Source organism: Ruminococcus sp. AF20-12LB, from assembly GCF_003478985.1.
In the GTDB taxonomy this organism is placed as follows: Bacteria; Bacillota; Clostridia; order Lachnospirales; family Lachnospiraceae; genus Blautia_A.
Window position 1 is genome coordinate 51,615 of the sequence record NZ_QUGH01000008.1, and the last position, 21,082, is coordinate 72,696.

The 21,082-nt window shown below is 45.3% G+C and carries 18 protein-coding genes; 16 read left to right on the plus strand and 2 right to left on the minus strand.

What is annotated here, in order from left to right:
- Window positions 1-135: 135 nt before the first annotated feature.
- From argH to DWX61_RS11250, 6 genes are all read left to right on the plus strand, one after another.
- Complete coding sequence (gene argH, locus DWX61_RS11225) at window positions 136-1,515, plus strand: argininosuccinate lyase (RefSeq protein WP_118514908.1); 1,380 nt, start codon at window positions 136-138, stop codon at window positions 1,513-1,515.
- Window positions 1,516-1,608: 93 nt separating this feature from the next.
- Complete coding sequence (gene asd / locus DWX61_RS11230; RefSeq protein ID WP_015525720.1) at window positions 1,609-2,694, plus strand: aspartate-semialdehyde dehydrogenase; 1,086 nt, start codon at window positions 1,609-1,611, stop codon at window positions 2,692-2,694.
- Window positions 2,695-2,793: 99 nt separating this feature from the next.
- Entirely contained in the window at window positions 2,794-3,030 is a 237-nt protein-coding gene (locus tag DWX61_RS11235; protein WP_118514906.1) for a putative Se/S carrier protein, read from the plus strand.
- A gap of 181 nt (window positions 3,031-3,211) precedes the next feature.
- A complete protein-coding gene (locus DWX61_RS11240; RefSeq protein ID WP_059086310.1) occupies window positions 3,212-3,967 on the plus strand; it encodes a formate/nitrite transporter family protein in 756 nt (251 codons plus the stop codon).
- A 1-nt stretch (window position 3,968) separates the two neighbouring features.
- Complete coding sequence (locus DWX61_RS11245; protein WP_118625341.1) at window positions 3,969-6,020, plus strand: DNA topoisomerase; 2,052 nt, start codon at window positions 3,969-3,971, stop codon at window positions 6,018-6,020.
- Entirely contained in the window at window positions 6,017-6,685 is a 669-nt protein-coding gene (locus DWX61_RS11250; RefSeq protein ID WP_021651109.1) for an LbetaH domain-containing protein, read from the plus strand. Before DWX61_RS11245 ends, DWX61_RS11250 begins: the two co-directional genes overlap by 4 nt.
- 123 nt (window positions 6,686-6,808) lie before the next feature.
- Here DWX61_RS11250 and DWX61_RS11255 read toward each other — a convergent pair whose 3' ends face one another.
- Window positions 6,809-7,546, minus strand: coding sequence for a TraX family protein (locus DWX61_RS11255; protein WP_118514902.1), 738 nt, complete (start codon window positions 7,544-7,546; stop codon window positions 6,809-6,811).
- Between the two features lie 246 nt (window positions 7,547-7,792).
- On the opposite strand from DWX61_RS11255, the gene DWX61_RS11260 reads away from it, so the two are divergent.
- Window positions 7,793-8,485, plus strand: a complete 693-nt coding sequence (locus DWX61_RS11260; RefSeq protein ID WP_015525726.1) for an iron-sulfur cluster assembly scaffold protein — start codon at window positions 7,793-7,795, stop codon at window positions 8,483-8,485.
- Between the two features lie 40 nt (window positions 8,486-8,525).
- A complete protein-coding gene (locus tag DWX61_RS11265; RefSeq protein WP_015525727.1) occupies window positions 8,526-9,536 on the plus strand; it encodes a GGGtGRT protein in 1,011 nt (336 codons plus the stop codon).
- Between the two features lie 289 nt (window positions 9,537-9,825).
- On the opposite strand, the gene DWX61_RS11270 is transcribed toward DWX61_RS11265, so the two are convergent.
- Window positions 9,826-11,109, minus strand: a complete 1,284-nt coding sequence (locus tag DWX61_RS11270) for an O-acetylhomoserine aminocarboxypropyltransferase/cysteine synthase family protein (protein ID WP_118625431.1) — start codon at window positions 11,107-11,109, stop codon at window positions 9,826-9,828.
- Between the two features lie 594 nt (window positions 11,110-11,703).
- Here DWX61_RS11270 and DWX61_RS11275 point away from each other — a divergent pair.
- The 8 genes from DWX61_RS11275 to DWX61_RS11310 all read left to right on the plus strand — a co-directional run bounded on the left by DWX61_RS11275 (window position 11,704) and on the right by DWX61_RS11310 (window position 21,064).
- A complete protein-coding gene (locus DWX61_RS11275) occupies window positions 11,704-12,708 on the plus strand; it encodes a Gfo/Idh/MocA family protein (RefSeq protein WP_118625343.1) in 1,005 nt (334 codons plus the stop codon).
- 202 nt (window positions 12,709-12,910) lie between these two features.
- Window positions 12,911-13,744, plus strand: coding sequence for a sugar phosphate isomerase/epimerase family protein (locus DWX61_RS11280; protein WP_118625345.1), 834 nt, complete (start codon window positions 12,911-12,913; stop codon window positions 13,742-13,744).
- A 45-nt stretch (window positions 13,745-13,789) separates the two neighbouring features.
- A complete protein-coding gene (locus DWX61_RS11285) occupies window positions 13,790-15,898 on the plus strand; it encodes a cytidylate kinase family protein (protein WP_118625347.1) in 2,109 nt (702 codons plus the stop codon).
- Window positions 15,895-16,815 (plus strand): sugar phosphate isomerase/epimerase family protein, encoded by a 921-nt coding sequence (locus tag DWX61_RS11290; RefSeq protein WP_118625349.1) that lies wholly within the window; start codon window positions 15,895-15,897, stop codon window positions 16,813-16,815. Before DWX61_RS11285 ends, DWX61_RS11290 begins: the two co-directional genes overlap by 4 nt.
- A gap of 349 nt (window positions 16,816-17,164) precedes the next feature.
- Window positions 17,165-18,070, plus strand: coding sequence for a quinolinate synthase NadA (nadA, locus tag DWX61_RS11295; RefSeq protein WP_118625351.1), 906 nt, complete (start codon window positions 17,165-17,167; stop codon window positions 18,068-18,070).
- 72 nt (window positions 18,071-18,142) lie between these two features.
- Window positions 18,143-19,402 carry an FAD-binding protein gene (locus DWX61_RS11300; RefSeq protein ID WP_118625353.1) on the plus strand — a complete coding sequence of 420 codons (1,260 nt, stop codon included), beginning with the start codon at window positions 18,143-18,145 and terminating at the stop codon, window positions 19,400-19,402.
- Window positions 19,403-19,504: 102 nt separating this feature from the next.
- Window positions 19,505-20,359, plus strand: a complete 855-nt coding sequence (nadC, locus tag DWX61_RS11305) for a carboxylating nicotinate-nucleotide diphosphorylase (protein ID WP_118625355.1) — start codon at window positions 19,505-19,507, stop codon at window positions 20,357-20,359.
- A 192-nt stretch (window positions 20,360-20,551) separates the two neighbouring features.
- Complete coding sequence (locus tag DWX61_RS11310; RefSeq protein ID WP_118513756.1) at window positions 20,552-21,064, plus strand: transcription repressor NadR; 513 nt, start codon at window positions 20,552-20,554, stop codon at window positions 21,062-21,064.
- Window positions 21,065-21,082: the final 18 nt, after the last annotated feature.

Genomic DNA, 21,082 nt, shown 5'->3' on the forward strand with positions numbered 1-21,082 from the left:
ATTATGAAAAACTTTGCATTTTTATAAAAATATGTTACACTAACACAGAAAAGTGCAGACGTCCGGGAGACGGATCTCATGTATGTCCGGAGAAGATAGTTCTGCCGCAAAAAAGAAAAGTGAGGAAGAATTAATATGGCACAGTTATGGGGAGGCCGTTTCACAAAAGAAACGGACAAGCTGGTTTACAATTTTAACGCATCCATTTCCTTTGATCAGAAATTTTACAGACAGGATATCCGCGGAAGTAAGGCACATGTTGCCATGCTTGCGAAGCAGGGGATCCTGACAGAAGAAGAAAAGAAGCAGATCACAGAAGGACTGGACGGTATCCTTGCAGACGTGGAAGCAGGAAAGCTGGAGATCACAGCGGAGTATGAGGATATCCACAGCTTCGTGGAGGCGAATCTGATCGATCGTATCGGAGATGCCGGAAAGAAGCTTCATACAGGGAGAAGCCGTAATGACCAGGTAGCTCTGGATATGAAGCTTTATGTCCGCGACGAGATCGATGAGACAGATAAGGAACTGAAGGACCTTCTTCTTGCCCTGCAGAAGATCATGGAAGAGAATGTTCACACCTACATGCCGGGATTTACTCACCTTCAGAAGGCACAGCCGGTAACTCTGGCACACCATGTAGGCGCATATTTTGAGATGTTCCGCAGAGACCGTGACAGACTTTTTGATATCCGTAAGAGAATGAATACCTGTCCGCTTGGAGCGGGAGCACTGGCAGGAACCACTTATCCGCTGGATCGTGCCTATACTGCAGAACTTCTCGGCTTTGATGCACCAACCAGAAACAGTATGGATTCCGTATCTGACAGAGATTATGTCATTGAGCTTCTCAGTGCATTCTCTACGATCATGATGCATCTGAGCCGTTTTTCAGAGGAGATCATTCTGTGGAATTCCAATGAGTACCGTTTCGTTGAGATCGATGACGCATACAGCACAGGCAGCAGTATCATGCCGCAGAAGAAGAATCCGGATATCGCAGAGCTTGTCCGTGGAAAAACAGGCCGTGTTTACGGAGCGCTGACATCTATTCTTACAACCATGAAGGGAATCCCGCTTGCATACAACAAAGATATGCAGGAAGACAAGGAGCTGACCTTTGATGCCATTGACACCGTAAAGGGCTGTATCGCCCTGTTTACCGGCATGGTTTCCACTATGCAGTTCAACAAAGCCAATATGGAGGCAAGTGCAAAAAGAGGCTTTACAAACGCCACAGACGCAGCAGACTATCTGGTTAACCACGGTGTACCGTTCCGTGATGCTCACGGCATCGTCGGAAGACTGGTCCTTCTCTGTCTGGATAAGGGAATCTCTCTGGATGAGCTTCCGCTTTCCGAGTACAAAGAAATCAGTCCTGTGTTTGAGGAGGATATTTATGAGGCCATCAGTATGAAGACCTGCGTGGAAAAACGTGTGACTTTGGGAGCGCCGGGACCGGACGTGATGGAGCAGGTGATCGCTCAGAATAAAGAATATCTTGAAAAAAATTAAGATAATGCTTGCATTTTCGGAAAAATTGGTATAGTATTTACAGAAAAGACAAATGTGTGCCATAGAGGGACACGAGATGAGGAGAGTTTTATTATGAGTGAAAAGCTTAAAGTCGGTATTTTAGGTGCAACTGGAATGGTTGGTCAGAGATTCATTTCTCTTCTGGAGAATCACCCGTGGTTTGAGGTGGTTACTGTAGCTGCAAGCCCGAGAAGCGCAGGTAAGACCTACGAGGAGGCTGTAGGCGGCAGATGGAAAATGGATACTCCGATGCCGGAGGCAGTAAAGAAGCTGGTTGTTATGGATATCCACGAGGTTGAGAAGGTTGCAGCTACTGTTGACTTTGTATTTTCAGCAGTTGATATGACTAAGGATGAGATCAAGGCGATCGAGGAAGAATATGCAAAGACAGAGACACCGGTTGTGTCCAACAACAGCGCACACCGCTGGACACCGGACGTTCCGATGGTAGTTCCGGAAATCAATCCGGAGCACTTCGAGGTTATCGAATTCCAGAAGAAACGTCTCGGAACAAAACGCGGCTTCGTAGCTGTTAAACCGAACTGCTCTATCCAGAGCTACGCTCCGGTACTTACCGCATGGAAAGAGTTCGAGCCGTATGAAGTAGTTGCCACTACATACCAGGCTATTTCCGGAGCAGGAAAAACATTCAAGGACTGGCCGGAGATGGAGCACAACATCATTCCTTACATCGGTGGTGAGGAAGAGAAGAGTGAGAAGGAGCCATTAAGACTCTGGGGCAAGATCGAGGACGGCGTGATCGTTCCGGCTACCACACCTGTCATCACATGCCAGTGTGTACGTGTTCCGGTCCTCAACGGACATACAGCAGCTGTATTCGTTAAATTCCGCAAGAAACCTACCAAAGAGCAGCTGATCCAGAAGCTGGTTGAGTTTAAGGGACTTCCGCAGGAGCTTGAGCTTCCAAGCGCTCCGAAGCAGTTCATCCAGTATCTTGAGGAAGACAACCGTCCGCAGGTACAGATGGATGTGAACTATGAGAATGGAATGGGAGTATCTGTAGGACGTCTTCGTGAGGATACTGTTTATGATTACAAGTTCATCGGACTTTCCCATAACACAGTAAGAGGTGCCGCAGGCGGAGCAGTTCTCTGTGCAGAAACTCTGAAAGCGAAAGGATATATCCAGGCTAAATAAGAACTGGATCCTTTACAGGAAATAAAGAAAATCATCAGAAACGGGATATCGGTTTTTCCGGTGTCCTGTTTTTGCGTGTGTGGAAGGAACAAAGGAGATATGCGCAGAAAAGTAATTACTACAGTTGTGACATTTTCCACAACCACGGCTGCCATGAAAATGGAAAAAACGGCCAGGGAATCTGAATTTTCAGGAAGACTGATCCCGATCCCTTCAGAGATCAGTGCCCAGTGCGGACTGGCATGGAAATGCGTGGAGCAATCAGAGGAGGAAACAGAAAAATTCCTGAAAAAAAAGGAACTGGCCTGGGATGGCATCTACCGTGTTCTGGTATAAAAAGGATATTGTTTGTTGTATGTAACAAAACAGAAATTTTTGAAAATTTTCGCATTTTTATTGTTAAATAATTGGTAAAGTGTTACAATATAACAAGCAGATTTCCGGAAAGCGTGTTGCTGTGAACAAAGAAGCAGCAACAAAGTGCCACGCTTGCTAAAAATATGTGGAGGTGCTATTTATGAACAGGGAGGATGTAGAGAAACTGTCAACCGCTGCGAAGGGTAAGATAAACTTACTGAACAGCAATTTCGGAAAATACTTTATGCGGGCGATCATGGCCGGATTTTTTATTGATGTGGCGATGATCTACAGTAACGTTGTTGGAAATGTATTTTCCAAGACATTCCCGGAATGGGGGAAATTCCTTGGAGCCATCGTGTTCTCCATTGCGGTCCTGCTGATCGTAATGGTAGGAGGAGAGCTGTTTACCGGTAACAATCTGGTAATGGCTTTTGGTGCGTATGACAAGAGCGTATCATGGAAAGATGTTGGAAAGGTCTGGGGAATCAGTTACATCGGCAATTTTGTGGGATGCCTGATCCTGGCGCTGATTTTTGCAGGTGCCGGAGCGTCCGGTACAGCAGATTATTTTGCCGGATTTATAAACGGAAAACTGAGTATTCCGGCAGGACAGATGTTTTTCCGTGCGGTACTTTGTAATTTCTTCGTCTGTCTTGCTGTTCTCTGCGGCATTAAGCTGAAGAGTGAGTCAGGCAAGTTCCTGATGATCGTGATCTGTATTTCAGGTTTCGTTGTCAGCGGATTTGAGCATTGTATTGCAAATATGGGTATTTTTACAGTTGCATTCTGTATGGTGCCAGGATTGTCTGTCGGCGCTATGCTTAAAAGCATGGTGATCGTAACACTGGGAAATATAGTTGGCGGAGCTGTGCTTCTGGCATGGCCGCTTAGAAAGATGAGTGCAGATAAATAGTATGGCAAAGGCTTTATACATAGCGGAGAAGCCCAGCGTGGCACAGGAATTTGCGAAGGCTTTGAAGATCAACGGTCAGAGAAAAGACGGATATCTGGAATCTGATGATTCTGTGGTAACCTGGTGTGTAGGACACCTGGTTACCATGAGCTATCCCGAAAAATATGATATCAAGTTTAAAAGGTGGAGTTTTGATACCCTGCCTTTTTTGCCGCGCGAATTTAAATATGAAGTGATCCCCGGGGTCAAAAAGCAGTTCGAGATCGTAAAAGGACTGCTGAACCGGCCGGATGTGGATACCATTTATGTGTGTACCGACTCTGGACGTGAGGGTGAATATATTTACCGTCTGGTAGCTCAGATGGCAGGAGTAAGGGGAAAAGTCCAGAAACGTGTGTGGATCGATTCCCAGACAGAGGAAGAGATCTTAAGGGGGATCCGTGAAGCGAAGGATATCTCGGAGTATGATAATCTGGCAGCGTCTGCGTATCTCCGCGCAAAGGAAGATTATCTTATGGGAATCAATTTTTCCAGAGTTCTGACCTTGCGCTACGGAAGCAGTGTCACCAATTATCTCCATTCCAAATATCAGGCTATTGCAGTTGGGCGTGTGATGACCTGTGTTCTTGGCATGGTGGTGCGGAGAGAACGGGAGATCCGTGTCTTTGTAAAGACACCGTTTTACCGCGTCCTTAGCAGCATTGGACTTGCAGGCGAAAATTTTGACGGTGAATGGAGAGCTGTGGAAGGCAGCCGGTATTTCCAGTCTCCGTATCTTTATAAAGAAAACGGCTTCAGGAAAAAAGAGCATGCACAGATGCTGATCGATCAGCTGATGGTGAACCAGCCCCTTTCCTGTATTGTGGAAAAGGTGGAACGAAAAAAAGAAAACAAAAATCCGCCGCTTCTTTTTAACCTGGCGGAGCTTCAGAATGTGTGCTCAAAGCTGTTTAAGATCAGTCCGGACGAGACGCTCCGGATCGTACAGGAGCTTTATGAGAAGAAGCTGGTGACTTATCCGAGAACAGACGCCAGAGTTCTTTCCACGGCAGTGGCCAAGGAGATATACAAGAATATATCCGGTCTTCGAAATTATCAGCAGGCCGGTGCTGCGGCGGCAGAGGTTCTGGGGATGGAATCCTGGAAAAGTATTGCAAAGACCAGATATGTGAATGACAAGCAGATCACAGACCATTATGCGATCATTCCTACCGGTCAGGGATTGAATGCGCTGGGAAGTGTGTCTCTTACTGCACAGCGTGTGTACGAGATCATTGTACGGAGATTTTTGTGTATTTTTTATCCGCCGGCCGTTTATCAGAAGGTGAGTCTTGTGACGAAGCTGGACGGCGAGGCATTCTTTTCATCCTTTAAGGTTCTCAAAGAAGAAGGCTATCTGAAGATAGCCACCAATTCTTTTTCACGGAAAAGGGCTTCAGACAGTGAGAAAAACGGAAATGGAGAGGAAGACGAGGCTTCCTGTGATACTGTGCTCCTGGAGGCGTTGCAGAAGCTGAAAAAGGGTGATATACTTCCTGTGAACGGTTTGAGTATCAAGGAGGGTGAGACTTCACCGCCCAAACGATACAATTCCGGTTCCATGATCCTTGCCATGGAAAATGCAGGACAGCTGATCGAGGATGAGGAGCTTCGAGCCCAGATCAAGGGAAGCGGGATCGGCACCAGTGCTACCCGTGCCGAGATCCTGAAGAAGCTTTTTAATATTAAATATCTGGCACTGAACAAAAAGACCCAGGTGATCACTCCGACGCTTCTTGGGGAAATGATCTTTGATGTGGTAAATTGTTCTATCCGGCAGCTTCTGAACCCGGAGCTTACGGCAAGCTGGGAAAAGGGACTCACTTATGTGGCAGAGGGCAGCATCACGGAACAGGAATATATGGACAAGCTGGAGCATTTTGTGCGGGTACGTACCCGGCAGGTGGAGGCAAGCAATTATCAGTATAACCTGCGGCAGTTTTTTGATGCGGCCGCTGTAAACTACAGGAAGCCGGAGCGAGCTTCCGGACAGGGAGGAAAGAGATCATCATGATGAAAGATTTTACTATCAGCAATATGCTGGATCTGAATGAGACCATTGCAGCAGAACTTTTTGAGGGAAAAACCTATCCGTGGGAGGTTCTTCCGGAAATCGGAGATTTCATCATTAAGCTTGGAAAAACACTGGATCCTTCTGAATATGAGGAGAAAGGCGAAAATGTATGGATCGCAAGATCCGCTACAGTTGCGCCGACTGCAAGTATCACCGGACCGGCTATCATTGGCAGAGACGCCGAGGTGCGCCACTGTGCATTTATCCGCGGCAAGGCTATCGTTGGTGAGGGCGCAGTTGTGGGAAATTCCACAGAGCTTAAGAATGCAGTGCTGTTTAACAAGGTTCAGGTTCCTCATTATAATTATGTTGGAGATGCTGTGCTGGGATATAAGTCCCACATGGGTGCCGGATCGATCTGTTCCAATGTAAAATCAGACAAGAAACTGGTTGTCGTAAAAGACGGGGATGAAAAGATCGAAACCGGTCTTAAGAAATTCGGAGCGATGCTCGGAGATCATGTTGAAGTCGGATGTGGTTCTGTGTTGAATCCAGGTACTGTGATCGGACGGAATTCCAATATTTACCCGCTGTCACCGGTACGTGGATGTGTTCCTGCAGATTCCATTTATAAAAATGCAAAAGAGATCGTAAAGAAAAAATAAGAAACAGATTTTTCCGGACATGCATTTAGGCTGCACTTTTGAGAGAGTGCAGCCTTTTTTGATGGGGTGATGGATGCAACGGTATTGGTTGTGGAAGGCTGAACCGACAGGGAGAGGGCGGGATTAAGATAAAAACAAAAGCTGTCGGAGTATGACCAGTCCCATAATATGGACTGGGTAAAACCAGTAGAAGAAATATTTTGCTGATTTTCCGCGGATGAAGCCTCTTTTTCCATTGTACAGGTTAATGGACAGAAAGGCAAAAGCGGCCCTCCATTCATAGTAAAGCCAGCAGCTCCCGAGGATTGCCTGGCCTGGTTTATCGTTTCGCATATAGTACATGATCAGCAGGAAGATATAGCCCCGCCATCCATAGTCTGCTTTCAGAAAAATGGAAACAACAAGCAGTCCCAGGATGCAGAGAAGCTGCATCGAAGGTCTGGTCAGGAAATATTCGATGGCACAAAAGGCCAGATATCCGAGAAAAAGCGTGAAAAACACATTTTGTCTTTCGTAACGCAGCGTATTTGTAAACATCAGATTCCACGGAATTTCTGAGAGCAGTGCAAAAAAAAGAAGATTTCTTCCATAGCGGAACCGGCTCCGTGTATGCCGGAAGCCTTCCAGCAGGAGAAAACAGAAGATGGGAAAAGCAGCCCTGCCGATATCACGGAAAATAAGATATACGTTATATTCTCTGCCGAAAAGCGTAAACAGGATTTTCTGTGCGGGCTGATACATACTGAGCAGCACAGCTCCGATATGATCGATCAGCATGGTGATGACCGCGATCATCTTCAGAGCGCTTCCGCTGAGAATACGGTATTTTTCTGGAAAAACATAATCCACAGATGCATTCATGAAAAATATACCTCCCGGGTCGAACTTGCTAATATATTATCACATACATACGGTAGTTGCCAGAAATATTTGACAGTTGGGCATGCAATGCTGCCGGAATAACTACCAATATTATGCGTTTTATGGCAAAATTTTATCAAATATGACTGGACGAAACAAAGGTTTTGTGAGAAAATAGCCGTAGGGTGTTATAGAACTTTTTTTCTCAATAACATCGGTCAATCTATACTTGAAAGGAGTTTTAAAATGATTTATTCACGCGAAGTAGAAGAAATGTGTCCAGTGGCACAGGGCGTACATCATGGTGCCGCTCCGATCCCGGAAGAAGCAAAATGGGTTCAGGCAAAAGAAGTAAAGGATATCTCCGGATTTACACACGGTGTTGGCTGGTGTGCTCCGCAGCAGGGTGCATGTAAGCTTTCCCTTAACGTTAAAGAGGGAATCATCCAGGAGGCACTTGTTGAGACAATCGGATGTTCAGGAATGACTCATTCTGCAGCTATGGCTTCTGAGATCCTTCCGGGACTTACTGTTATGGAGGCACTGAACACAGACCTTGTATGTGATGCAATCAATACAGCTATGAGAGAGCTTTTCCTTCAGATCGTTTACGGACGTTCCCAGTCTGCATTCTCCGAGGACGGACTTGCAGTAGGAGCTGGTCTTGAGGACCTTGGAAAAGGACTTCGTTCTCAGGTTGGTACAATGTATGGAACTCTGAAAAAAGGACCTCGTTACCTTGAGATGGCTGAGGGTTATGTTACAGGTATCGCTCTTGACGAGAACGATGAGATCATCGGATATCAGTTCGTAAGCCTTGGAAAAATGACTGACTTCATTAAGAAAGGTGATGACCCGAACACAGCATGGGAGAAAGCAAAAGGTCAGTACGGCCGTGTTGCAGATGCTGTTAAGATCATCGACCCAAGAAAAGAGTAATTACACTTCGTAAGGTAAAAATATCAGGAGGTTACAGGAAATGGCTTTATTTGAATCATATGAGAGACGAATTGACAAGATCAATTCTGTTTTAAACAGCTATGGAATCGCTTCTATCGAAGAAGCTGAGAAAATCACTAAAGACGCAGGACTGAACGTTTACGATCAGATCAAAGGCATTCAGCCGATCTGCTTCGAGAACGCTTGCTGGGCTTACACAGTAGGTGCTGCAATCGCAATCAAAAAAGGCTGCAGAAGAGCCGCTGATGCAGCTGCAGCTATCGGAGAAGGCCTTCAGGCTTTCTGTATCCCGGGATCCGTTGCAGACACACGTAAAGTAGGTCTTGGACACGGAAACCTTGGAAAGATGCTCCTTGAGGAAGAGACAGACTGCTTCTGTTTCCTTGCAGGACATGAGTCTTTCGCAGCAGCTGAGGGTGCGATCGGTATCGCTGAGAAAGCGAACAAAGTTCGTAAAAAACCTCTTCGTGTTATCCTGAACGGTCTTGGAAAAGACGCTGCTCAGATCATCTCCCGTATCAATGGCTTTACATATGTAGAGACAGAGTATGATCCATATAAGAACGAGGTTAAAGAAGTATTCCGTAAATCCTATTCCGAGGGTCTTCGTGCAAAAGTTAACTGCTACGGCGCTAACAGCGTTCCGGAAGGTGTTGCTATCATGTGGAAAGAGGGCGTTGATGTTTCTATCACAGGAAACTCCACAAACCCGACTCGTTTCCAGCATCCGGTAGCAGGAACATACAAAAAAGAGTGCAACGAGAAAGGTAAAAAATACTTCTCCGTTGCTTCCGGTGGTGGTACAGGACGTACACTTCATCCGGACAACATGGCAGCAGGTCCTGCTTCCTACGGTATGACTGATACACTTGGACGTATGCATTCTGACGCTCAGTTCGCAGGATCTTCTTCCGTACCGGCTCACGTAGAGATGATGGGTCTTATCGGCGCTGGAAACAACCCGATGGTTGGTATGACAGTTGCTGTAGCTGTTTCCGTACAGGAAGCTGCTGACGCTGGAAAGTTCTAAAACACATAGGCTGAAAAGCATAGGAAAAGGCGCAAACTCAAGGGTTTGCGCCTTTCTTTGTGCCTGGAGAAAAATAGAACAAAATATTCTTAAAAAGTGCGGAAAAACAGTAATAGTGAACACGTGGCTAACATTTTTTTTGGAATTTATGCGCCAGAAGAAAGCCGCTCAGAACAGGATGAAGGTAATTTGCGGAAATGCCATAATTGAGATTCGGAGAAAATATATCATAAAAAGGAAGGACACATCATGCATGAGCAGATGTATCCTTCTTTTTTGAATTGGTTATTTATGCATTTTTCAGTGCCTGTTCCAGATCTTTGATAATATCATCCACATTTTCGATACCAATGGAAAGACGGATCATTCCTGGAGAAACTCCTGCTTCAACCAACTGCTCATCGTTCATCTGACGGTGGGTATGGCTGGCTGGGTGAAGGACCATAGTGATGGAAGCGGCAACGTGAGTTGCGATGGTGGCAAGCTTCAGACTATCCATAAAACGGACTGCTGCATCACGGCCGCCGGTCAGTTCAAAGGAGATAACGCCGCAGGTACGACCATCCTTCATATATTTCTGAGCCAGTGCGTGATATTTATCCTCCGGAAGTCCTGCGTAATTTACATGAGAAACCTTTTCGTGTGCGTTCAGGTATTCTGCAATCTTCTGGGCGTTGGAGCAATGGCGTTCAACACGCAGCGGAAGCGTTTCCAGACCGAGGTTTAGAAGGAAGCAGTTCATCGGAGACGGAATAGAACCCAGATCACGCATCAGCTGGGAAGTAGCCTTAGTGATGTAAGCTTTTTTTCCGAACTGCTTTGTATAGATGACGCCGTGATAGGATTCATCCGGCTCTGTCAGGCCGTGATATTTATGGCCGTAGGCATCCCAGTCGAAGTTACCGCTGTCGACAATGGCGCCGCCTACCTGAACGGCATGTCCGTCCATATATTTGGTGGTGGAGTGGGTAACGATATCTGCACCCCACTCGAAGGGACGGCAGTTTACCGGTGTGGCAAAGGTGTTATCCACAATAAGAGGCACGCCGTTCTGGTGTGCAACGTGTGCAAATTTCTCGATGTCCAGGACGACCAGAGCCGGATTGGCGATGGTTTCTGCAAAGAGAACCTTTGTGTTCGGTTTAAATGCGGCAGCGATCTCTTCTTCTGTTGCATCGGTATCAACAAAGGTGCAGTCAATGCCAAGTTTCTTGAAGGTGACGGCAAGAAGGTTGAAGGTTCCTCCGTAAATGGTAGAAGCGGCAACAACGTGATCGCCTGCCTCACAGATATTAAAAACTGCGTAGAAGTTGGCTGCCTGTCCGGAAGAAGTCAGGATTGCAGCAACACCGCCTTCCAGATCTGCGATCTTTGCGGCTACGGCATCGTTGGTCGGGTTCTGGAGACGGGTGTAAAAATATCCGTCTGCCTTCAGATCAAATAACTGGCCCATTTCGTCGGTGGTGTCATATTTGTAAGTGGTACTCTGATAGACAGGAAGTGCACAGGGCTCGCCTTTGGATGGGGTATAGCCGGAGTGGATACATTTAGTCTCTAAATTATAGTCGCTCATAGGGATAAGTCCTTTCTGCTGTGTTTTTCGTATGAATTTAACCGAATCAGGGAAGTTTGCTGCTTCAGATGCGGATACCCCATTGATCTGGATTAAGGAAGCTTCCTGTATTTCCGGATACTTCATTCCTGTATTATGCGTTTCAGGGATTTCTGAGAGAAGCTTTGATCCTTATAGTTCGGCTAAATAAAATATGAAAAGTACAGTTGTGTATTTTAAATAAAACTACATATAAGTATAACTCTTTATGTGTTGAAATACAACAATATTCTACATAAACTCTACTAGGCTATAGGGGAAATGAAATATTGCGTTCTGGTGCACATGATAAAATGCCATATGATCAACGTTCGTAATAACATAGTAAGTCATTTTATAGATTCGAAAATATGAGCAAATGCCGAAAAAACACTGTAAAACAAACAAAATATGTGAATAAAGTAACAAATGGTGAAAATCGCATAAAAACAAAATGGAAATTTTGTACAAAAAAGATATTGCGTTCACGTGCACAAAATGATAATATAACATCATCAAAAAGAACACAAAAACAGAAAACAATAAAAAATAAAAAAATGAACGGAGGAATTTAAAATGTTAAGAGTAGGAGTTATCGGATGCGGCGGAATGGGAAGAGATCATATCAGAAGACTGACAGAGAAGATCCAGGGAGCAGAAGTAGTAGCTGTTTCCGATGTATTTGAGGAAAGTGCCAGGAAAGCAGCCGAGATCTGCGGAGCAAAAGTCTATGCAGACAGTAAGGAGCTCATCAATGCAGAGAACGTAGATGCAGTATTTATCGTATCTCCGGGCTTCGCACATGTAGATTCTCTTCTTCAGGCAATTGAGGCCGGTAAGAGGATTTTCTGTGAGAAACCATTATGTACAACTGCTGAGGACTGCCTGAAAGTAGTAAAGGCAGAGGAGGCAGCCGGCAAACACCTCATCCAGCTTGGATTTATGAGACGCTATGACAAGGGATACCAGCAGATCAAGGAAGCACTTGCAACAGGAGAGTACGGCGAGCCGCTGATCCTTCACTGTACACACAGAAATCCGGAGGTAGGTACCAATTACAACACACCAATGGCTGTGCACGATACCGCAATCCATGAGATCGATGTTCTTCACTGGCTTGTAGATGATGAGTATGAATCAGCACAGGTAGTAATGCCAAGAGTGACGAAATATTCCCACTCTGAGCTGAAAGATCCGCAGATTATGATGCTTCGTACTAAAAAAGGTGTATGCATTGATGTAGAAGTATTTGTAAACTGCAAGTTCGGATATGATATCAATTGTGAAGTTGTATGCGAGGATGGTGCACTCAAAATGGCACAGCCGGCTTACCCGTCTATCCGCAAGAATGCGGCAGTGTCCACTGCTATTGACACAGACTGCTTCGTAAGATTTAAAGACGCTTATGATAAAGAGGTTCAGGATTGGGTTGATAACGCAGAGGCAGGAGTGATCACAGGACCGAATGCATGGGATGGATACCTGGCAGCGATCACTGCAGATGCTCTTGTAAAAGCGCAGGAAACCGGACAGATCGAGAAGATCGTTACAGCAGTTGAGAAGCCGGAATTTTATAAATAAATATATTTTACGAGCTCCCCCTCATCAAGTGTGAGTTATCATACCAACTTATTGCTGCAGGCTTCCCCAATGAGTCTGCGGCGGCAGTTACCGGCAGGCTCCGATTCCGCTTCGGCTTTGTTGAAACTGCGGCGGAAAACCTGCCGGTGAGATTGATCAGAAAAATTGGCTGAAAAGTAAGAATATATGGAGGATATTGAAGATGAGATTAGGATTTAATGAAGCAACTGCACTGGAATGCAAAGGACAGTCTCTTATGGCAGACCTGGAGATGTGTGAGAAATATGGCTTTGATTATATTGAGATCCGTTTTGACTGCGTAAAGGATTATCTCAAAGAGCATACACTGGAAGAGCTTGCAGACTGGTTTAAGAACCATCATCTGAAACCATGGGCATATAACACTCTGATCTTCTTTAACCAGAGAGATGAGGCAGGGGAAAAAGAAATCGACGAAGAGGTTGATTTTATCCTGCAGGTTTCCAAAGCGATCGGAATGAAAATGCTGATCACAGTTCCGAGCTTCGACGTAAAAGACAAATCTGTCAGTGAGATCAAAGAAGAAGCAGTTGCACGTCTTCGTTATCTTTCCGATAAGGTTGGCGCAGACATGAAAATTTCTCTGGAGTTCTGCGGTGCACCGAACTGCTCCATCAACCAGTTTGGAACAGCCTATGATGTGGTAAAAGCAGTAGACAGAGATAATGTAGGCGTTACTGTGGACACCTTCCATTTCCATGAGATGTGCTCCCGCCTTGAGGACCTGAGAGCTGCGGATGGAAAGAAGATTTTTGCATACCATTTAAATGACTGTGAGGATCTTCCGCTTGGCTCCTGCGGAGACGACAAGAGACTGTGGCCGGGTGAGGGTGTTGTGGATCATGCAGGAATCGCAGCTGCACTGAAGGAGATCGGCTTTGACGGCGTTTGCACTATCGAAGAGTTCCGTCCGGAGTACTACGCGATGAGCCATGAGGACAACGTGAAAAAAGCTGCAGAAGTCACCAGAGATTTTGTACAGAAATATTTCGGATAATTCATTCAGAAAGGTCCGACCTTAAACCGATAGGAGGTAGATACTATGGCTGGTAAGGGAATCCCTGAATTGTTGAATTACAAGCAGAAGGGGAAAGACTTGAATGAATTCATCAAGGTTCCGTTGTCGGAAAAGCTGGCATACTGTTTTGGCGATCCGGCACTGACCTTGATGTATACCATGACTACAACTCTGCTGATCTATTTTTATACCAACGTTGTTGGAATATCAGCAGGTGCGGTAGGAATGATCATGCTATTGTCCCGTGTTTTTGATGGATTTTCCGATGTGCTGATGGGAACTATTATCGACCGGACTCATTCCAGATATGGAAAGGCAAGGATCTGGATTTTAAGGCTTGCGGTTCCTTATGCGCTGGCAGCGGTGCTTTTGTTCACTATGCCGCCAATGGGAAATATGGGAAAGATCATTTATGCTTTTGTTACCTATAATATCATGAATACGGTTGTATACACTGCTATCAGTCAGCCGTTCCATGCACTGGGCTCTCTGATGAGCCGTGACCGCCGTGAGCGTGATGTGATCTGTAACATCCGCATGGTATTGTCTATCACGGCAAGTATGATCATTACTGCGTTCACGCTGCCGCTGATCAATATCGTAGCAAATGTTACCGGTAATCAGCAGATGGCCTGGATTCTGGTAACTGCCGGTTATGCGATCATTTCTGTCGGTGTACTTGTGAATACTTATATGGTCTGTACAGAGCGTGTTTCTGCAGCGAAACAGGAAAAGGAAGATATTCCTTTTGTGGAAGCATTTAAAGCAACCGTTACCAATAGGTATTTCCTTATCGCTCTGGGGCTGATGATCTTTTATACCGCATATCAGATCATTATCGGAACGGATCTTACCTATTACTGCCAGTATGTACTTGGAAATGTAGACCTCGTCATGCCTCTTTCTGCAGCTGAGAAACTGGCAACTGTGGCAGGAATTGCCCTTCTGCCGAAGGTGCTTCCCCGTTATGGAAAAAGAAATCTCATTTGTGCCGGTTGCATCCTGGGCGTTGCAGGACAGCTTCTGTTCCTGATGAATATTACCAGTGTTTCGCTTGGTGTTGTAACCTGTATCATGAGAGGTATCGGAATCGCACCTTTCTATGGTGTGCAGTATTCTCTTCCAAGCGATGCTATTGAGTATGGCCAGTGGAAAACAGGCAAGCGTGTGGAGGGGCTGATGTTTTCATCTATGAGCATGGGTCAGAAAGCCGGTTCAGGACTAACTTCTGCTATCATGGGAGGAATTCTTTCCGCGGCATACTTTGACGGAACAAAGGCGACAGCGGCAGAGCAGTCTGCAGAGGCAATCCGCGTGATCAAGGGATTTTATCTGTATGTTCCGATAGCAATCTGGGTAGTGATGTTTGTGATCGCAGCATGCTACCAGCTGGACAAAGTTTATGACAAAATGATGCGTGAACTGATCCAGAGAGAAGCTGGAGATGAAAGCGTCTCTGTGCCGGGTGAGATCCAGTCCATGCCGTCACCGGCAGTTTTCGGAAACCGGATCAACGTGGCGATCGGAAGATTGTATGGCAGCAGTGGAAGAAAGATCGCCGAGGATGTTGCAAAAGCACTGGACTGCAAGGTTTATGATCGTCAGATCATCTGCCTCATGGCAGAAAAGTTCGGTATGGAAAAAGCAGATCTGGAAAGTGTAAGGCAGTATCTGGATTCCTACAATTATGAGGACTCTGAGCTTACGTTTTCTCCGTATGGACATTCATCGGCAGGTGCGGCAGCAGATTATACAGGTGTTCAGATGTTTGAGGTGCAGAGCCGGATCATCCGTGAGCTTTCTGAGAGAAGACCAGGTGTATTCCTGGGAAGATGTGCCAACTATGTGCTTCGTGGAGAGCCGCATACATACAGCTTTTTCGTTTATGCAGATGATGATTACCGGGAAAAAGAGGGGCAGGAATATTATAAAGGCCAGTCTCTTGGAGAACTGAAGAAACGTGATCAGATCCGAAATGAATACTATGAGAAGTTTACCGGAATCCGCAGAGATGATCCTCATTGTTACGATATGGTGATCAATGTATCCAAAACAGGTGCAGCCGGAGCGGCCGGTTTGATCCTGGATTATATCCGGAATAAAGAAGAGGAAAAAGGAGGGAATGCATCATGAAGATCGCATTTGACGTAGATGTTCTTGCAAAACAGATGGATATCAACCGTATGGTCCATCAGGTGGCGGACTGGGGATATAAATATATTGAACAGTCCCCGCATCCGAGAATCAATCCGTTCTATAAGCATCCACTGTTTTCAAAAGAGTGTGAGCGGGAATACAGACAGGCTTTGCGGGAAACCGGTGTAGAGATTTCTTCTTTTATCGTGGTGTATCGCTGGTCTGGTCCGACGGAGGAACAGAGACAGTTTGCAGTTGCAAACTGGAAACGGATGATCCAGATCGCCGGAGATATGGGAGTGAAGGTTATCAATACAGAACTTTCGGGTGATCCGAACCAGCAGGAAATCTGCAATGGAATGTGGTTTAAATCCATGGAGGAATTGCTTCCGCTGATCGAGCGTGAGGGCATCCGCGTGGAAATCCAGTCTCATCCTTATGATTTCTGTGAGTTGAATAATGAGACCTGTGATATGGTGAAATCGTTTCGTTCTCCAAACCTTGGTTATGTGTATTCTTCTCCTCACGGCTTCTTCTACGATGAGGGTAAAGGTGATGTGCGGTCCATGCTGAAATATGCGGGAGATGAACTGACCCATGTACTTTTTGCGGATACCTTTAACCAGACCATGGACTGCAGGTACATTTTAAATCCGCCGTGGCTGAATGGCCGTGGAAAAGCGGATGTGACGGTGCATCAGCATCTTGCAATGGGTGAGGGAGATGTGGATTTTGATGGTATTTTTGAAACATTGAGAGAAATGGATTTTGCCAGCAAGCAGCTGAAACCGGATGCACCGAAAGCCGGCGGCGATAACATTGCCTGCGTTTCCATGTTTGGTTTTCCGGAAAAGATGGATAAGCAGGCACCGGAAGCAAGAGAGAGGATTGAGAGAGAACTGCTGGGGAAATGATCGGGTGATCGCGGCAGATCAGAAAGAAAGCTGCAATAAATGAGCAGCTGACAGTACGCAGAACGGTGAAAAAGACTGATAAAATAATGAACGCGTGCAGAAACACGGTTTTCAGGATGAAAGTTTCATTGTGGAAACCGTGTTTTTGATGCCTTTCTTTATAAAAAAACTTTACATATATCAAACAACTGTCTTGTCACATGTAAAGTACTGTGGTATTATGTGTAAGATGTTTTGAAAAAAGTTGCATGATAATTAAAAAGCAGATCAGAAGCATCTGCATAATAAAGACTAGTACAGCAAAAGCAGGAATTCAAAAAAAGAAATCCTGCAGGAAAGGTGAAAGATAATGACAGTTGCAGAAGAAATCCAGAAATTAAAAAAAGAAAAAGATGCCATCATCCTTGCACACTACTATGTGCGTCCGGAAGTGCAGGATGTAGCTGACTATATAGGAGATTCCTTTTATCTCAGCAAGATCGCTGCCAGCGCGAAAGAGAAGACGATCGTGTTCTGTGGAGTAGGATTTATGGGAGAGAGCGCGAAGATATTAAGTCCGGATAAAACTGTTCTGATGCCTGCCATGGATGCAGACTGTCCGATGGCTCATATGGCAACAGAAGAAGGCATCCGCAAGGTGCGGGAGGAATATGATGATGTGGCAGTTGTCTGTTACATTAATTCCACAGCTGCATTGAAGGAGCTTTCTGATGTATGTGTTACTTCCGCAAATGCAGTAAAGATCGTAAAAGCGCTTCCGAACAAAAACATCTTTTTTATCCCGGACAGAAATCTTGCACATTTTATTGCAGAACAGGTTCCTGAGAAGAACTTTATTTATAACGAAGGTTTCTGTATTGTCCATGAATTTATGGATCCGGAAGAAGTAAAAGCAGCAAAAGAAGCGCACCCGGATGCACTGGTTCTGGCACATCCGGAATGTCCTCAGACAGTTCTGAAACAGGCTGATTACATCGGAAGTACATCGGGGATCATCAAATATGCACAGGAAAGTGACAACAAAGAATTTATAATCTGCACAGAATGCGGCGTTCAGTACAAGCTGGAAACTACCTGCCCGGATAAAAAATTCTACTTCACAGAAACCGTACCGGTCTGCAAAAACATGAAAAAAGTACTTCTGGAAAAAGTCCTCCACGTTCTGAAAACCGGGGAGAATGAGGTCCATGTAACAGACGAGACACGTGAAAACGCGAAGAGACCGCTGGAGCGGATGCTGGAACTGGCAAAATAAAGAAAACACATTTGTATAAAGATTTGTCTGAGTTGGCTGAAAAGAGAAATCAAGACAGAGAGGCGAAAAGCAATGAGGATTAAAACAGACGTAGTGATCGTAGGAACAGGTGTTGCAGGTATGTTCAGTGCATTGAAGCTTCCGCGGGATAAAAAGATCGTGATCATCACAAAAGAGGATATGAGAAGCAGTGATTCTTTCCTGGCGCAGGGTGGAATCTGCGTGCTCCGTGATGAAAATGATTACGACAGTTATTTTGAAGATACCATGAAGGCAGGACATTACGAAAACAGAAAAGAGTCGGTAGACATTATGATCCGAGGCTCCAGGGACATCATTAATGACCTTGTTGGATATGGCGTGGATTTCAAGATGGATGGAGATGATTTTGCCTATACAAGAGAAGGTGCACATTCCAGACCGAGGATCCTTTATCATGAGGATATCACAGGAAAAGAAATTTCCGAAAAGCTTCTCCAGCAGGTGCTGAAGCTTGATAATGTAACAATTCTGGAATATACTACCATGCAGGATATTCTTGTGGAAAATGGCAAATGTACAGGCCTGAAGGCAGTTTCTTCAGAAGCGAACAGGGTACGTCTCGAAGCTATGGAAGCCGGAAAAGCAGTGAAAACCCAGGAAGAGATCCAGCCTGGCGGAGAGATCCCGGTAGAGATTTATGCACAGGATACGATCCTGGCCAGCGGCGGGATCGGAGGAAGATATGCTCATTCCACCAATTATCCGCATCTTACAGGGGATGCTCTTGATATTGCAAAAAAACACAATGTGCGTCTGGAACATCTGGATTATGTGCAGATCCATCCGACAACGCTGTATTCCAAGAGACCAGGCCGCAGATTCCTGATCTCAGAATCAGTCCGCGGAGAAGGTGCAGTGCTTTATAACAGCAAAAAAGAGCGTTTTGTCAATGAACTTCTTCCAAGAGATGTAGTAACAAATGCGATCCGGGAAGAAATGAAAAAAGAAGGAACAGACCATGTATGGCTTTCCATGGAAAATATTGATGAAGATACGATTCTGAACCATTTTCCGAATATTTATCAGAGATGCCTGGAAGAAGGCTATGATGTGACAAAAGAATGCATCCCTGTTGTTCCTGCCCAGCATTATTTCATGGGCGGTATCTGGGTGGATTCTGACAGCAAGACCAGCATGGATCAGCTTTATGCAGTGGGAGAGACCAGCTGCAACGGTGTACATGGCGCGAACAGACTGGCAAGTAATTCCCTGCTGGAAAGTCTTGTATTTGCAAAACGTGCAGCCAAAGCAATCTCAGCAGAAAAGAAAAGCGCTGCAGGTGCGGCGTGAATGCAGCCTGCAATATAAATATCCGTATTATGAAAGACGGGAGCAGCCTTGTTTCAGAGAACGGGGCTGCTATGATAATTAAGAAAGAGAAGGTATTGTAAAATGAATAAAATTACAATGACACTTCAGGTAGATCACCTGATCCTGGAGGCTTTAAAGGAAGATATTTCAAGCGAAGACGTTACCACAAACTCTGTTATGAAAGAAGCAGTTCCGGGAGAGGTAGATCTGATCTGTAAAGAGGATGGAATCATTGCGGGACTGGAAATCTTCAGCCGTGTATTTACGCTTCTGGATGCTGACACAAAAGTGGAACTGTTCTGTAAGGACGGCGATGAAGTAAAAAAAGGTCAGAAAATGGGAAAAGTTACAGGAGATATCCGCGTGCTTCTTTCCGGCGAGCGTGTGGCACTGAATTATCTTCAGAGAATGAGCGGGATCGCAACTTACACACATTCGGTTGCGTCTCTTCTTGAGGGAACAGGGATCACTTTGCTGGATACCAGAAAAACAACGCCGAATATGCGTATTTTTGAGAAATATGCAGTTCGTGTAGGTGGCGGACAGAACCACAGATATAATCTTTCAGATGGAGTCCTTCTGAAAGACAATCACATCGGAGCAGCAGGAAGCGTTGCGAATGCTGTAAAAATGGCGCAGGAGTACGCTCCTTTTGTCCGCAAGATCGAAGTTGAGGTGGAAACTCTTGCTCAGGTAAAAGAAGCTGTTGAGGCTGGAGCTGATATCATCATGCTTGACAATATGACTCCGGAGATGATGAAAGAAGCAGTAAAGCTCATTGACGGAAGAGCGAAAACAGAATGTTCCGGAAATGTTACAAAAGAAAATATTGCAAAGATCAGGGATGTTGGTGTAGACTATGTATCAAGTGGTGCATTAACACATTCCGCACCGATCCTTGATATTTCGCTTAAGAATCTTCATCCGCTTTCCTGAAGATCACAGAATTTTGCAAAATACCGAGTGCTGTGACAGGAAATATCCGGAATATCAGAAAAAAAGAAGCGAGAATTGTCGGAAGCAGATGCATAACAGGTAATATCTGAACCGGGTGGGAGATATTGCGAGAATGAAGGAGAGAGGTACCGGAACAAAAAGTACAGGCACAGCCAGGAAAGGGGAACTTAAATGACTGGTTCAGAACGCAGGACAGCGATCATGGATCAAATTAAAAATAGTGACCGGCCGGTCTCAGGAAGTGCTCTGGCCAGAACATTTCAGGTCAGCAGACAGGTGATCGTGCAGGATATTGCGTTGATACGCGCGGAGGGGAATGACGTGATCTCCACCAACAGAGGATATATTTTTACTGCTCCCCATACTGTGAGCCGGATATTCAAGGTGCATCATACAGATGCGGATCTGGAGAACGAGCTCTGCGGGATTGTGGATCTTGGCGGAAAAGTGATCAACGTAATGGTGAATCACAGAATTTACGGACATATCGAGGCAGAACTGAATATCAGTTCCAGACGCCAGGTTGAGAATTTTATGGAGGATATCCGAAGCGGCAAGTCCAGTCCTCTGAAGAATATCACATCTGATTATCATTATCATAAAGTAGAAGCAGAATCCGAGGAAATCCTGGATATGATTCAGGATATGCTGAAACGGCGAGGATTTCTGATCGAAGCAGAATAGCAGAAGTCTGAAACAAAA

Bases quoted from the DNA above. Each gene is read 5' to 3' on its own strand.
- DWX61_RS11280 (WP_118625345.1), top strand. From the start codon at position 12,911: ATGAGATTAGGATTTAATGAAGCAACTGCACTGGAATGCAAAGGACAG.
- DWX61_RS11265 (WP_015525727.1), top strand. From the start codon at position 8,526: ATGGCTTTATTTGAATCATATGAGAGACGAATTGACAAGATCAATTCT.
- DWX61_RS11245 (WP_118625341.1), top strand. From the start codon at position 3,969: ATGGCAAAGGCTTTATACATAGCGGAGAAGCCCAGCGTGGCACAGGAA.
- DWX61_RS11235 (WP_118514906.1), top strand. From the start codon at position 2,794: ATGCGCAGAAAAGTAATTACTACAGTTGTGACATTTTCCACAACCACG.
- DWX61_RS11270 (WP_118625431.1), bottom strand. From the start codon at position 11,109: ATGAGCGACTATAATTTAGAGACTAAATGTATCCACTCCGGCTATACC.
- DWX61_RS11250 (WP_021651109.1), top strand. From the start codon at position 6,017: ATGATGAAAGATTTTACTATCAGCAATATGCTGGATCTGAATGAGACC.
- DWX61_RS11255 (WP_118514902.1), bottom strand. From the start codon at position 7,546: ATGAATGCATCTGTGGATTATGTTTTTCCAGAAAAATACCGTATTCTC.
- argH (WP_118514908.1), top strand. From the start codon at position 136: ATGGCACAGTTATGGGGAGGCCGTTTCACAAAAGAAACGGACAAGCTG.
- asd (WP_015525720.1), top strand. From the start codon at position 1,609: ATGAGTGAAAAGCTTAAAGTCGGTATTTTAGGTGCAACTGGAATGGTT.
- DWX61_RS11275 (WP_118625343.1), top strand. From the start codon at position 11,704: ATGTTAAGAGTAGGAGTTATCGGATGCGGCGGAATGGGAAGAGATCAT.
- DWX61_RS11260 (WP_015525726.1), top strand. From the start codon at position 7,793: ATGATTTATTCACGCGAAGTAGAAGAAATGTGTCCAGTGGCACAGGGC.
- nadC (WP_118625355.1), top strand. From the start codon at position 19,505: ATGAATAAAATTACAATGACACTTCAGGTAGATCACCTGATCCTGGAG.
- DWX61_RS11240 (WP_059086310.1), top strand. From the start codon at position 3,212: ATGAACAGGGAGGATGTAGAGAAACTGTCAACCGCTGCGAAGGGTAAG.
- nadA (WP_118625351.1), top strand. From the start codon at position 17,165: ATGACAGTTGCAGAAGAAATCCAGAAATTAAAAAAAGAAAAAGATGCC.
- DWX61_RS11290 (WP_118625349.1), top strand. From the start codon at position 15,895: ATGAAGATCGCATTTGACGTAGATGTTCTTGCAAAACAGATGGATATC.
- DWX61_RS11300 (WP_118625353.1), top strand. From the start codon at position 18,143: ATGAGGATTAAAACAGACGTAGTGATCGTAGGAACAGGTGTTGCAGGT.
- DWX61_RS11310 (WP_118513756.1), top strand. From the start codon at position 20,552: ATGACTGGTTCAGAACGCAGGACAGCGATCATGGATCAAATTAAAAAT.
- DWX61_RS11285 (WP_118625347.1), top strand. From the start codon at position 13,790: ATGGCTGGTAAGGGAATCCCTGAATTGTTGAATTACAAGCAGAAGGGG.